Here is a 12,834-nt window from a genome sequence, read left to right on the forward strand (position 1 = left end):
ATTGGTAATGAAACAATTAAGCCACATCAACTATGACGAATCCCATATTTACGAAGAGCAAAAGGCTGCTTTCCGTCATGTGTTTGATTTGCTCGATTTGGACAAGATTGCATTTGTAGGTGGGGTAGCTGACTATCTGAACCTTAGGGATTATTATGAAATGCCAGTCCACGACTTGGATATTATTTATGAAGAAGAAAGTGACATTGCCCCAATTATAGACACAGATGGTGTAAAAAGGCATAAAAGTAGATTTTATAAATTCAATTCTGATGAGGTCATAGTTTCAGAATTCTTTATCAATGGAAAGCGGGTCCATATGGATTATTTCAGAAGGATATTTTACAAAATGCATTTGACCCAATCGACCTTGTTGGGCAAAACGGTATGGCATGCTTCCTTCTTAGAGATGAAAGGCTTCCACAATAATCAAATAGAATTTCTCACTTCTGAACATATGAAAGAACTGTATGATTGGAAACGACTATATAAGCACAGTAAAAAAGCTGCCTTGTATAACAATGTCTCCTTTTTGGAAGAAAAGAACATGATTCATACCCTAAACGCACACCAATGAAATCAGCACCAAGAATCATATTCAGTTTGGATGTACATCCCCTGATCAACAATCGGTGGTACATGGGAAACCGTCTCAAAGAAACCATTTATATGACGGCTTTGAGTGTCCTATATGCACATATGTGGTACCGGGATATTGAGCTTTATGTAGATGATCTGGCCTACCAATTTCTCTATATGCTTCCTTGCCGAGTGACGAGATTGGATGTAAAACCGGATAAAGACATCTGGATGAAATCCAAAATAGAATGCATTGAACAACAAACCCAACCCTTTGTTCACTTGGATACTGATGTGTTTATCAAAAGAAAAATAGATTTTGATTTTGACAAAGTACTCTTGGAACGTCAGGAGGGAGGATATAGGATTCATTACAAAAGACAAGTTGATTTTTTCAATCATTACACCCAAGACATCAAACACTGGCACCCGGACTTAGGACATACTTTTAGTTGTGGAGTACTTGGTTTCAATGACCTGCACTTAAGGAACAAATTCATTGAGGCTTTTTATCAGTTGGAAAGGATATACAATTTACAGAAAGAAGACTTTGCGAAGCTCAAGAAGACAGGACAGGAACCCTGCATTCTGATTGAGCAATACAATCTTGCGTGCCTACTCCATCATTATGGCATCAAGCCGGAGATTTTGCTAAAAGGCAGAAATATCAAAGAACATGGAAAATACGCCGAACAAATGGGGTATAGCCACCTTTTCGGTATCAAAAAATACAGAGAGAATATCGTCAAAGAAATTGAATATAGGCTATTCAAGATCTTTCCCTACTGGTACGCCCAGGTAAAATTAGCACTTGAAAATGCGGGAGTCATGGCACAACATAACCCTTTGAGCAAAAATCAAGTAGCTTAAGCACTCCATTCACCATTAAACAAGATAAATCATGAGATTTTTCAGAAAGAAGAAACATGGAGCAAAAACAAGTCAAAGCGGTCCCTTTATACAGCCCAAACTAAGTGTGGGAAAATCCGGAGACAAGTATGAGCAAGAAGCGGATCATATGGCTTCCAAAGTTGTAGATACACAAACATCCAGCATCCAAAAAAAAGGGGCTGCTGAAGAGGAACAAGTCCAGCAAAAATCACTTGCAGAATCCACCACAAAGGTTCAGAAAAAGGATTTAAAAGAAGAGGAACCTGTACAAAAACAGGAAAAAGCGGAGGAGGAAGAAGTACAGGCCAAATCTGCTGAAGAAGAAGAGGCCGTCCAAAAGCAAGAGGGTGAAGAAGAAGAATTACAGACAAAAGGAGAAGAAGAGGAGGAAGCTGTTCAAGCTAAAGGAGAGGAGGAAGAAGAAGCCTTGCAGGCAAAGGCAGCTTCGACCCATGTGAAAAGACCCAATAAAATTGAGCATCAACTTCACCAATCCAAAGGTGCCGGACAAACCATGACCCAGGAAGCAAAACATAAAATGGAGCAAGGTTTTGGAGCCGATTTCAGCAAAGTGAAAATCCACACGGACCAATCTGCCATAGAAATGAACAAGACCTTAGGAGCCCATGCCTTCACCAATGGCAATGATATTTATTTCAACACAGGAAAATATGACCCAAATTCAAAAAACGGGCAATTGCTTTTGGCGCATGAACTTACCCATACCCTGCAACAGCAGGGAGCGGTAAAAAAAAAGATCCAAAGAAAGGTCAAAATAAGTGGCACGGATGAAAAAACACAGGAAAAGTTTCTAGGTAAAATCAATGATGGAACACCAATCAAATTCAAATTGGACAGCCAGCAGCTGGAACCAGAAAATAAAGACGCCAAAGGAACAGACACATTTACCAAAAAAATGTTGGGAGCCATCAAGGCTGCTCAGAATGTAGATCTCAAACTCATTACAGAAAACGACCAGGTTTTCATTGATAGTTTCAACTCTGGCAAGGTCGATACCGCAGACATGTTTGGACTTTCATCCAATATCTTCAAAAGCTGGTTGCTTCACTTTGTTATTGAAAGGTTCGCCATAGCAGACTATGACAAGAAAAAATCTACTGCTACAAACGAAGATTTCGAAAAAGCTCACGAGGCTGGACATGAAGCGCAGGAAGCTTTCTTAAAGGAGCTATACCCTAAAAAGACCATCAAATACAAAAGCGAAGGCTTTGATGAAACTACTAAAAAAGTGGACAAAAATAATGATGGTACGATCGATTACATATTTGATTTCACAGATGTGAAATATGTGTTTACCCAGCCCATCAAGAATGGAAAAACACTGGAAAACATTACCAAGGCCGAACTGAAAGAGGTAAAATGATTTGAGTTGAACTTTAAGCTAATTTTTGGCTATTGAATTACGCGAGCAAGACACATCGTCCTAAAAGCAAGTCTAGGTCATTAGTGACCCCTACTTTTTTTCAGGCCAAACTCCAAGTGGGTAGGCCCGGGGATAAGTATGAACAGGAAGCAGATAGGGTAGCAGATCAGGTCATTTCACAAGATCATGTTGCAGAGAAATCTGTTGACACTCCTTCTTTTTTTAAGCCAAATGCCCCTCTACAGAGACAATTTGAAGACGAAAATCATCACGAGCATAAAGAAAATGCTATCTCTGATAAAAGTATTCAAACAAAGGAATCAAGCCCTAATATCTCAACCATTAGGTTGCAGAGAGAAATAAGTCCTTTATTCAGCAAGCCCAGAGAAGAACAGATTCAAAGAAAAGAAGAGGAACAGGAATTAGAGCAAGAAGAGGAAGAGGAAAATGCTCCCGTCCAGGAAAAAAGTGCACTTGTCCAAAGAAAGGACAAAGGAGTACCCGATGTCACAGGGGATCTTACCACAAGAATCCAAAAGGCTTCCTCAGGAGGACGTCCACTTCAAAAAGGAGTAAAAACCTATATGGAGCCTAGGTTTGATTCAGATTTTTCAGGTGTCAGGATCCATAATGACCAAGAGTCAGCCAGCCTCAATAGCCAGTTAAGCGCTAGGGCATTCACTTACAAAAACAATATATTCTTTGGTAAGGACCAGTACCAACCCGAAAGCACAGGGGGTAAACACCTTTTGGCCCATGAGCTGACTCATGTGGTGCAGCAAGGCCACGCCATACAAAGGAAACCTGAAATCAGTCAAGAAAACACAGCTCCCAAGGTTCAACGTCTAGGTATCAGTGATGCTTTGGACTATTTCGCGGACAAGGCTTACCTGATTCCAGGTTTTAGGATGTTTACCATCATTTTGGGAGTAAATCCCATCAATATGAGCAGCGTAGACAGAAGCGCCGCCAATATCATGAGGGCGATTGTAGAGTTTCTCCCCGGCGGATTCTTGATTACAAGGGTACTGGACAAATACAATGTGTTTACCGATGCAGCTAATTTCATGAAGGAAAAGCTGGACACCTTGAACATCACTGGTAGGTCCATCAAGGATGCGATTGATGAATTTCTGGACTCCCTTAGTTGGTCGGATATTTTTGATTTGGGAGGTGTCTGGAGCAGGGCGAAACGGATTTTTACCACTCCAATTACCAACTTGATCAACTTGGGTAAATCCGTCTTATCAGCCATTTATGATATGGTCAGAAAAGCGGTGTTGAAGCCTCTGGCATCACTGGCAGAAGGAACCAGGGGTTATGACCTTTTGAAGGCTTTGCTGGGAGAAGATCCAATTACCGGGGATCCTTATCCACCTACCGCAGAAAATTTGATCGGGGGCTTTATGAAATTGATCGGACAGGAAGAAGTCTGGGAAAACATTAAAAAGGGAAATGCCATTGCTCGGGCCTATGCTTGGTTCAAAGGAGCCTTGGCCGGCTTGATTGGCTTTGCACGGGCTATTCCTACTACCATTATCAATACCATCAAATCCCTGACTTGGGATGATTTTATCATCCTTCCGAATGCCTTTATGAAGGTAGGTCGGTCTTTCCTCAACATTGCTGGCAAGTTTATGAGTTGGGCTTTGGGTACAGTGATCAATCTATTGGAAATCCTTTTCAGTGTGGTCGCCCCAGGCGTACTCCCTTATATCAAAAAAGCCCAAGGTGCCTTCTCAACGATCCTTAAAAACCCAATTGCCTTTGTGGGCAATTTGGTACGAGCCGCCAAACAAGGTTTCCAGCAATTTGCCTCCAAAATTGGTGAGCATCTCAAAAACAGCTTATTGGATTGGCTCTTGGGCTCAATGGCAGGGGCTGGAATCTATATCCCCCAAGGTCTTGACTTCAAAGAAATCATCAAATTTGTAGCTTCAGTTTTGGGTTTGACTTGGGAAAACCTTCGGGAAAAACTGGTCAAACATATGGGAGAACCAGCGGTAAAAGCTTTGGAGTCGGGTTTTGAACTGATCCAAATTCTGATTACAGAAGGTCCAGCCGCCGCTTGGGAGAAAATCATGGAGCATTTGACCAATCTCAAAGAAATGGTGATTTCCGAAATCAGCCAGTTTGTAATCGTGAAAGTGGTACAAAATGCCATTGCCAAGCTGGTAACCAGCTTGAACCCCGCTGGAGCCGTTATACAGGCTATTATTGCCATTTACCAAACCATTACCTTTCTGATTGAAAAGATTCAGCAGATTGCTCGGGTGGGTGCAGCCATCATCGATTCCATTGCTGCCATAGCCAGCGGAGTCATCACGGCGGCCGCCAATAAGGTCGAGGAAACCTTGGCCAATATGCTCACTTTGGCCATAAACTTTTTGGCCAAGTTTGCAGGCTTGGGCAAGATTTCGGATGCCATTATCAATATCATCAATAAAATACGTGCCCCCATTGACAAGGCCATGGATAAAATCGTGGGCTGGGTAGTCAGTAAAGGAAAGGCTTTCTTGAAGAAACTGTTTAAAAAAGAAAAGAAAGAAAGTGGAGAACAATCAAAAGATGTTAAGGCCAATGTAAGGAAAGAAATCGGAGCAAGCTTACAGAAGCAAATTAGTGATCCAAGTGAAGTTAAATCTAAACTCCACAACATTTTTACAAAATATAAAAAAGATGGATTAAAATATATCAAGGTTCAAAGAGAAGGAGATAGTGCAAAATTTAATATTTCAGTTTCAGCTTCTGAAGAAGAACCAGCGGGAGATTTCGTGCTCTCACCGGAGAAAATAGAATTTAAAGACCTTGTTCCACAATCAAGAGCTGATACAGTTGTTACCTGGATCATGGCCAAATATAATGAACAAAACTTACAACGTATTGAAAATACCCCTGGAGGCAACCACGCAGAAGAAAATTTAGTAAATTACTTAAATAGTAATTGGAATAGCTTACCTCATAAAAAAGAAGGAGAAGGAAAAAATCAATTGTCAGTTGATATCAATAACTCACCCTGTGGGGAAAGCACTGGCCATAATTGTAGTGCAACATTACATAATTTTGCGAGTCAAAGGGATGTTATACTTAGATTAAGAATATTAAGTTTCTATAGTGGTCAAAGCTATAAACATACTGGAGGAAAATCTAGTAAGGGTGTTCAAAAGGCTTCTGGCAGTCTTGAAGGGCTTGAATTGATGCTAGGTAACCCTAATATTTCGATTGATATACTATCAGTAGAAGACTTGAAAGAACACGGTTTTGATCCTGAAATATTAACCGCAAGTCAAAAACAAGCCTTAAGTAAAAGAATTGATAGAAGAGCAAACCGCTTGAGAAAAAAAATAGCTGAAGCAGAAGGAAGTGATCAACAATAAAACTAAACATGGATACAACTCAACAACTTGAAGAAATATTGATCAAACATAAATGGTCTCTATTGGATGGAGAAACAGATGAACCAGTAGAAGGGAATTTCGAATCATACGATATTTCAGGATTAACCTTTACAGACAACTTTGAGGTGGCAATTTACTACTCGAAAAAAAATAATGTTTTAGTTAACAAACTCTTTAAACCTGACAACACCTTGTTTAGCAACTTAAGGATTCATTCTAAAGATATAATTTCCGTTCTAAGCTTAATTTTCGAATGGGCACCAAAATTGACCAAGGAAAATTTTTCTGTTTATGTCCAAGAGCTACACAAAATAAGTGATGAGTTAATATTTAACAATAATGGACAATGGGTAAAAGTCAACATCAACACATAAGCATTCACTAATCATTGTAACTTTTAATCTAATCAACCATGCAAACACTACGATACCGATCGCGAGGACCTGAGGTTCAATATTTGGAAGAAATACTGACCACTTTAGGCTATGACCTGGAAGTATCCAATTACTTTGGGATGGACACCCACCGGGCAGTTTGGGACTACCAGTCAAAAAATAATCTCGTCGTGGATGGTGTTGTTGGTTTAAAAACCTGGACAAAGCTACTGTCAGAGAATCCCCAGGCGCTGTTGGAAGAGCAAAGCAAGTTCCTCGCTGAGCAGGACCTGATCAATTTTGCCCAAACTTATGGATTAGAAATGGCCACAGTCAAGGCGGTCAATGCAGTGGAAAGTAGTGGTAAAGGATTTTTCACGGATGGCAGGGCCAAAATACTCTTTGAAGGGCATGTTTTTTGGAATGAACTGAAGAAAAGGGGTATTCAGCCGGAAGCATTTTATAATCCCGACTCTCAGGATGTGCTCTATCCCAAATGGACCAGGGCACATTATAAAGGCGGCCCAGCAGAATATTCCCGTCTCCAAAGGGCTTCCCAATTGTCGGATCAACCTGCTTTTGTGGAAGCTGCCTATTGCGCTGCCTCTTGGGGTGCTTTCCAAATCATGGGATATCATTTCAAAAACTTGGGCTATCCTTCCATCACCGACTTTGTGAACAAAATGCAAGAACATGAACGGGAACATTTAAAAGCCTTTGGGAAATTTCTGGAGGCCAATAACCTGATCAGGTACCTGAAATCCAAGGACTGGGCAAAATTTGCCAGAGGCTATAACGGTCCACTATACGCCCAAAACAAATATGATATCAAACTGGAGCAAGCCTATAACAGATTTTCATAATGAACCAATTACTACATTTTTTAAATATTGCCATCAGGTCTCGATTGGATTTCGAGTTGGGTAGGGTAGAAGACCTCCAAAAACCACAAATGGACCTGCACCTTAGCCAAGAGGATGCTTTGGGGAAGTTTATTTTTGAGCACCAAATACAAAATCAGAATTTGCTTCTATTGATTTTGGCCTTGGTCCCTCATGTGGATCCGGGCTTTTTGAACAAAATCGTCCAAGACTATTTTCCAAATGGTGGTGAATTTCCAGAATTTGGTGGGATCAAAACCAAAAACCATCGAGGAATCATCCCAACAGGAGAAACCGCCCTGTATATTTTGGCCGGAAATGATCCCAATACCCGAAAACAGTTCTTTCCTGTCTTTCAGGAATCCATGCTTTTCAAAAAAGGCATCCTTTATATGGATGAGGTGGGGAGAAATGAGCCTGAATGGTCAGGTGCTTTGCTATTGGATACAGAATACGCGGAGCTCTTCACCACGGAGCATGTCAATAAACCCAAGCTTAGCACCAATTTTCCAGCACAACTGATCGATACACAACTGGATTGGGAAGACCTTGTCCTTAATTCAAAAACTTTAAACCAAATTCAAGAAATAGAGGAATGGTTAAAGTATGAACACACACTAATGCAAGACTGGGGCATGCACAAAAGGTTGAAGCCGGGATATCGGGTGATGTTTTTTGGTCCTCCAGGCACAGGAAAGACCCTCACCGCGAGTTTATTGGGGAAATACACGCACAAAGATGTCTATAGAATTGACCTTTCCCTAGTGACTTCCAAATATATAGGGGAAACGGAAAAGAATTTAAGTTCATTGTTTGACAAAGCAGCCAATAAAGACTGGATCCTATTTTTTGATGAAGCGGATGCCATCTTCGGCAAGAGAACAAATGTCCGCGATGCCCATGACAAGTATGCCAACCAAGAGGTTTCCTACCTGCTCCAAAGGATTGAAAACCACCCTGGGCTGGTCATTTTGGCCTCCAACTTTAAAAGCAATATAGACGCTGCCTTTACCAGAAGATTTCAGAGCATCATAGAATTCCCTATGCCAGTAGCCGCTGAGCGTTTAATTTTATGGGAGAAAAACATTCCAGAGAAGGCCGGACTTGCCAATGGGCTGGATCTGAACAGCTTTGCCAAAAAATATGAACTGACAGGAGCCAATATTGTCAATATCATCCAATTTGCCAGCCTCAAGGCCTTGTCCAAAGAGACAACTGTTTTAGAAGAAGATGATCTGTTGGCCGGTATCAAAAAAGAATTGATCAAAGAAGGAAAGATGGTGAATTAGTTATCTTATTCTTTTAACCCAACTACTGTCGTGGGCAATTAATGAAAAGAACCAAACTTGCCTGCTATAGGCAGTAATCTAGACCATGTAGCCCAATAACTGATCAAAGAATGTGTTAAGAACAATTTTTGGTATTAGCAAATATAATACTCGTTTAATGGAATTAAATCTAAGGCAAATGGGGTTTAAAAAAATCATATATAATGTACCTTACTTAAAAGCAAAAAGAAAATCACTAAGAAACAATAGCACGCCTGCTGAAGCTACTTTGTGGAAAGCCTTAAGTAATAAAAAGCTAAATGGAAGAAAATTTAGAAGGCAATATAGCGTAGGTAATTATATCTTAGATTTTTACTGCCCATCCGAAAGATTGTGTATTGAATTAGATGGAACACATCATTTTACTGAGGCAGGATATGAATATGATAAGGAAAGAACAAAGTATATTGAAAACCTAAATATTAGCGTAATAAGGTTCAGAAATGAAGAGGTATTCAATTCACTTGAAAGCGTTTTATCCGAAATCAAACGTAATTTTACCACCCCTAACCCCTCCTAAAACTTAGGAGGGGAACTTAATCATAATTTTTTATATAAATCATATTTTGAAAGATAATCAATGCTCCCCTTTATTTAAGGGGAGCTGTCCATAGGACTGATGAGGGGTCAACTTCACACCAATTTTGCATCCATCGTGATATCTGTATTGAGCAGCACAGAGATAGGGCAATTTTCCTTAGCATCCTTGGCGGCTTTTTGAAAATCCTCCTCGCTCATCCCATCTACTGTGGCACTCAGATCCAAATGGATATTCGTTATTTTTCCATCTTCAAAAGTAACCTTGGCTTTGGTGTCAATATTTCCGGGGGTAAAGCCCATTTCGGCAATGACAAAGCTCAATTTCATGGTGAAACAGCCTGCATGCGCGGCACCCACCAGTTCTTCAGGGTTGGTTCCTTTTCCATCCTCGAATCGGGCTTTGGTAGAGTAGGGTGCCTTATCCAAGGCTCCTGTTTGGGTACTGATACTTCCAGAACCGTCCGCTCCGGTTCCTTTCCAATTCGCTGATGCTCTTCGTGAAAATTTCATAGTTTAGTTTTTTAGGTTGTGGTACAATTTACATTGCTTTAGTGAGCTTCACAAGTTCAAAAAAACTACCAAGATCGAAAAGCTGAATTATTTCTTCGAACTAATTCATTGATTTACTGATTATTTAATTACATTTGGCCAGTCAAAATATAATATTGCCAATTGATCCAATACAAGATGTTTTGTGGGTTAACTTTACCACTATCAAAATATGAATCTAAAATATAGTTCTCCTATCGATTTTCGAAAATGACTAGCGGTTCGACGGATTTAAAATTTTAATTTTGGTTTAATAAAAATCAGCTGCATAGCCGGGCAAGTCTAACTTGTCCGGTTTTTTTTGTGATGGAGAGAAGCAGTAACTTTTCTCCTGGCTACAGACTCATTACTTCTTGCTTTTTACTATCTCAATCATAACGTCTCCAATCACATGTATAAATATTACTATAATCACTAAATTGCAGCATGGTTAAGCAGGATATCCAGAACAGAGCAGATGTGGAAAGATTGGTACATACTTTCTATGGTCAGGTTCGACAACACCCTAATTTAGGACCTATTTTCAATGGGATTGTCACCAACTGGCCAGAGCATTTGGAGCGGTTATCAGACTTTTGGGAAATGATTTTGTTGCAAAGCGGACCAGGCAAAAACAAGTTCAACCCACTTAAAGCCCATAAAGAAGTAGACCAGAAGACAGGGCAGGGGCTAAGCCAAGTCCATTTTGGCAATTGGTTGGAGCTTTGGTTTACCACCTTGGATAGGCTTTTTGAAGGCAAAATAGCCGACCATGCCAAGGAACATGCCAGGAATATGGCCAGTATATTGTTTTTGAGGATTTATGAGGCAAGGGATAATTGAGATATAAGACGCTAGATGTGAGACTTTAGATTTACCTGACAAAGGAAGGATCTCTTTAGTTAATGGAAGAGATGCTTTCCCGAAAGTATCGGGACAGGCTCTATTGTCAGCATGACATCGATATATATAGGAAAGGCTTAATATTAACGATCCCTGCCCATATGTTACTCTTTTTTTCCCCACGATACGATTATTCCCAACGGAATCACATATCAACAGAAATCCAATCTAACATCTCATGTCTCCAATCTAGCGTCTCTCTTAAAACGGATAAACCCTCAGATCCAAACCCCAAAGCATCGGCATCACATAATATACAAAAAGGCTGATAAAGATAATGGACAATATATTCATCCAGAGCCCGGCTTTGGCCATGGCTGGGATGGTGAGGTAACCTGAACCAAAAACCACCGCATTGGGGGGAGTGGCCACGGGAAGCATAAAGGCACAACTCGCTGCCAAAGTCGCCGCCACCATCAAGCCGTAGGGATGTACACCCAAAGCCAATGCTACTGCTCCCAAAATGGGCAACAACATGGAAGCTGTGGCCACATTGGAGGTGATTTCTGTCAGGAAGTTGACTGATGCCACAATGATCAGGAGGAAAATCAAATAATGGATGGACTGTAAGGCTTCGAAATGCCCACCCAACCAAGCTGCCAAACCAGTTTCCTTAAAACCCGCAGCCAAGGACAGCCCACCACCAAAGAGCAATAAGATGCCCCAAGGGATGTTTTCGGCTGTTTTCCAGTCCAATAGCCTTTTATTTCCTTGACCGGAAGGAATGATAAACAATAATAAAACACCAGCCAAGGCGATAATGGTATCATTTAAAAAGGGGAGGAGCTCCTGCAATAAAAACACCCTGCTGATCCAACAAAAACTCACCAGGCTAAAGACTGCCAAAACACGTTGTTCCTGTTTTGATATTTTGCCCAAGGCCTTTAGCTGTCTTTGGATTTCTTGTTTGCCACCAGCAAGTGCCATATCCTTGGGAAAAGGATAAGCTACCTTCACCAAATACCACCAGCAAAGTACCAGCAAGCCCAAGGAAATGGGCAATCCGATCATCATCCATTCTGCAAATCCGATTTCTATTCCATATAATTCCTTGACAATGCCCACCAAAACGATATTGGTGGGTGTACCGATGATCGTAGCCACTCCGCCTATGGAAGCACTATAAGCAATCCCGAGCATCAAAGCTTGTCCGATCATGGTTTCTGTAACCTTGGTTCCTTTGATGCCTTCAGCCAACTGATGCACTACGGCCACCGCAATGGGCAACATCATCAGGCTGGTAGCGGTATTGGAGATCCACATAGACAGAAAGGCCGTGGCCAGCATAAAGCCCAGCACAATAAAACGCATATCTGTACCAATAAAGGCAATGATGGACAGGGCGATACGCTTGTGCAGGTGCCATTTTTCTATGGTGACCGCGATCATAAAACCGCCCATATACAACAACACTTTAGGGTCAGCATAAGGGCTGGCGGTATCATCCATGGATAAGGCACCCGTAAGCGGTAAAATCAACAGGGGCAATAAAGCCGTGGCAGCAATGGGAATGGCTTCAGAAATCCACCAAATGGCCATCCAAACGGCCAAGGCCAACACTGCCAAAGCATCTGCAGACAAATCCTGAGGATGAAAAAATAGCAGTATCAATGTAAAGGCGAGTGGTCCCAGTATTAATCCTGTTCGCTTCCAAAGTAGGTTATTCATAAAGTTCAGTGACTTAGAAGAAACTAAAGCCTCAATAATAAGGATAATTGTCCATAATTACGTCATTGCAATCCCGCTTTAGGATATTATTAGCCACAGATACACACAGATCAACACAGATGGTTGCACGTCATTACGAAAGGTAACCAGTGCAAAGTAATCTGTGATCGGCTTGGCTGTAAACTGTTGCTCGTTTGAGCTTCCATGGCTTGGGGTTTAAGAGCATGCGGAAGAATCAACATCAAAAGGGGAGCAAATAAAATGTCAGAAGGAAGCTTCCAGCATTGGGCTCTGGATCAAAATATAGGAGGTGCTCAATCCTTTATTTAACATAATGTAAATTATATAACTATTATAATG

The 12,834-nt window shown here is 41.0% G+C and carries 11 protein-coding genes; 9 read left to right on the forward strand and 2 right to left on the reverse strand.

The genetic code is table 11. The annotated features are described in order from the left end of the window. Positions 1-7: 7 nt before the first annotated feature. From IFO69_RS11080 to IFO69_RS11115, 8 genes are all read left to right on the forward strand, one after another. Positions 8-577, forward strand: coding sequence for a hypothetical protein (locus IFO69_RS11080; protein WP_225444098.1), 570 nt, complete (start codon positions 8-10; stop codon positions 575-577). Next, a complete protein-coding gene (locus tag IFO69_RS11085) occupies positions 574-1,449 on the forward strand; it encodes a DUF6734 family protein (RefSeq protein WP_192010170.1) in 876 nt (291 codons plus the stop codon). The genes IFO69_RS11080 and IFO69_RS11085 overlap by 4 nt, the downstream gene beginning before the upstream one ends. Positions 1,450-1,480: 31 nt before the next feature. Then, positions 1,481-2,854, forward strand: a complete 1,374-nt coding sequence (locus IFO69_RS11090) for an eCIS core domain-containing protein (RefSeq protein WP_192010171.1) — start codon at positions 1,481-1,483, stop codon at positions 2,852-2,854. 32 nt (positions 2,855-2,886) lie between these two features. Further along, entirely contained in the window at positions 2,887-6,231 is a 3,345-nt protein-coding gene (locus IFO69_RS11095; RefSeq protein ID WP_192010172.1) for an eCIS core domain-containing protein, read from the forward strand. A gap of 8 nt (positions 6,232-6,239) precedes the next feature. Beyond that, a complete protein-coding gene (locus IFO69_RS11100; RefSeq protein WP_192010173.1) occupies positions 6,240-6,626 on the forward strand; it encodes a hypothetical protein in 387 nt (128 codons plus the stop codon). Between the two features lie 38 nt (positions 6,627-6,664). Beyond that, positions 6,665-7,489, forward strand: coding sequence for an N-acetylmuramidase domain-containing protein (locus IFO69_RS11105; protein ID WP_192010174.1), 825 nt, complete (start codon positions 6,665-6,667; stop codon positions 7,487-7,489). Further along, positions 7,489-8,796: an ATP-binding protein gene (locus tag IFO69_RS11110; protein WP_192010175.1), complete on the forward strand. Its 1,308-nt coding sequence runs from the start codon at positions 7,489-7,491 to the stop codon at positions 8,794-8,796. The genes IFO69_RS11105 and IFO69_RS11110 overlap by 1 nt, the downstream gene beginning before the upstream one ends. A gap of 157 nt (positions 8,797-8,953) precedes the next feature. Next, the gene (locus IFO69_RS11115; RefSeq protein WP_225444099.1) at positions 8,954-9,355 is read left to right on the forward strand and encodes an endonuclease domain-containing protein; all 402 of its coding nucleotides are present in this window, start codon (positions 8,954-8,956) and stop codon (positions 9,353-9,355) included. A 113-nt stretch (positions 9,356-9,468) separates the two neighbouring features. On the opposite strand, the gene IFO69_RS11120 is transcribed toward IFO69_RS11115, so the two are convergent. After that, positions 9,469-9,885 carry an OsmC family protein gene (locus tag IFO69_RS11120; RefSeq protein ID WP_192010176.1) on the reverse strand — a complete coding sequence of 139 codons (417 nt, stop codon included), beginning with the start codon at positions 9,883-9,885 and terminating at the stop codon, positions 9,469-9,471. Between the two features lie 465 nt (positions 9,886-10,350). Between IFO69_RS11120 and IFO69_RS11125 the strand changes: the two genes are divergently transcribed. After that, positions 10,351-10,746 (forward strand): group III truncated hemoglobin, encoded by a 396-nt coding sequence (locus IFO69_RS11125; protein ID WP_192010177.1) that lies wholly within the window; start codon positions 10,351-10,353, stop codon positions 10,744-10,746. Between the two features lie 261 nt (positions 10,747-11,007). On the opposite strand, the gene IFO69_RS11130 is transcribed toward IFO69_RS11125, so the two are convergent. Next, complete coding sequence (locus tag IFO69_RS11130; RefSeq protein WP_192010178.1) at positions 11,008-12,474, reverse strand: SLC13 family permease; 1,467 nt, start codon at positions 12,472-12,474, stop codon at positions 11,008-11,010. Positions 12,475-12,834 lie beyond the last annotated feature (360 nt).

Source organism: Echinicola arenosa, from assembly GCF_014841125.1.
Taxonomy (GTDB): domain Bacteria; phylum Bacteroidota; class Bacteroidia; order Cytophagales; family Cyclobacteriaceae; genus Echinicola; species Echinicola arenosa.

Bases quoted from the DNA above. Each gene is read 5' to 3' on its own strand.
- IFO69_RS11080 (WP_225444098.1), top strand. From the start codon at position 8: ATGAAACAATTAAGCCACATCAACTATGACGAATCCCATATTTACGAA.
- IFO69_RS11085 (WP_192010170.1), top strand. From the start codon at position 574: ATGAAATCAGCACCAAGAATCATATTCAGTTTGGATGTACATCCCCTG.
- IFO69_RS11090 (WP_192010171.1), top strand. From the start codon at position 1,481: ATGAGATTTTTCAGAAAGAAGAAACATGGAGCAAAAACAAGTCAAAGC.
- IFO69_RS11100 (WP_192010173.1), top strand. From the start codon at position 6,240: ATGGATACAACTCAACAACTTGAAGAAATATTGATCAAACATAAATGG.
- IFO69_RS11105 (WP_192010174.1), top strand. From the start codon at position 6,665: ATGCAAACACTACGATACCGATCGCGAGGACCTGAGGTTCAATATTTG.
- IFO69_RS11110 (WP_192010175.1), top strand. From the start codon at position 7,489: ATGAACCAATTACTACATTTTTTAAATATTGCCATCAGGTCTCGATTG.
- IFO69_RS11115 (WP_225444099.1), top strand. From the start codon at position 8,954: ATGGAATTAAATCTAAGGCAAATGGGGTTTAAAAAAATCATATATAAT.
- IFO69_RS11120 (WP_192010176.1), bottom strand. From the start codon at position 9,885: ATGAAATTTTCACGAAGAGCATCAGCGAATTGGAAAGGAACCGGAGCG.
- IFO69_RS11125 (WP_192010177.1), top strand. From the start codon at position 10,351: ATGGTTAAGCAGGATATCCAGAACAGAGCAGATGTGGAAAGATTGGTA.
- IFO69_RS11130 (WP_192010178.1), bottom strand. From the start codon at position 12,474: ATGAATAACCTACTTTGGAAGCGAACAGGATTAATACTGGGACCACTC.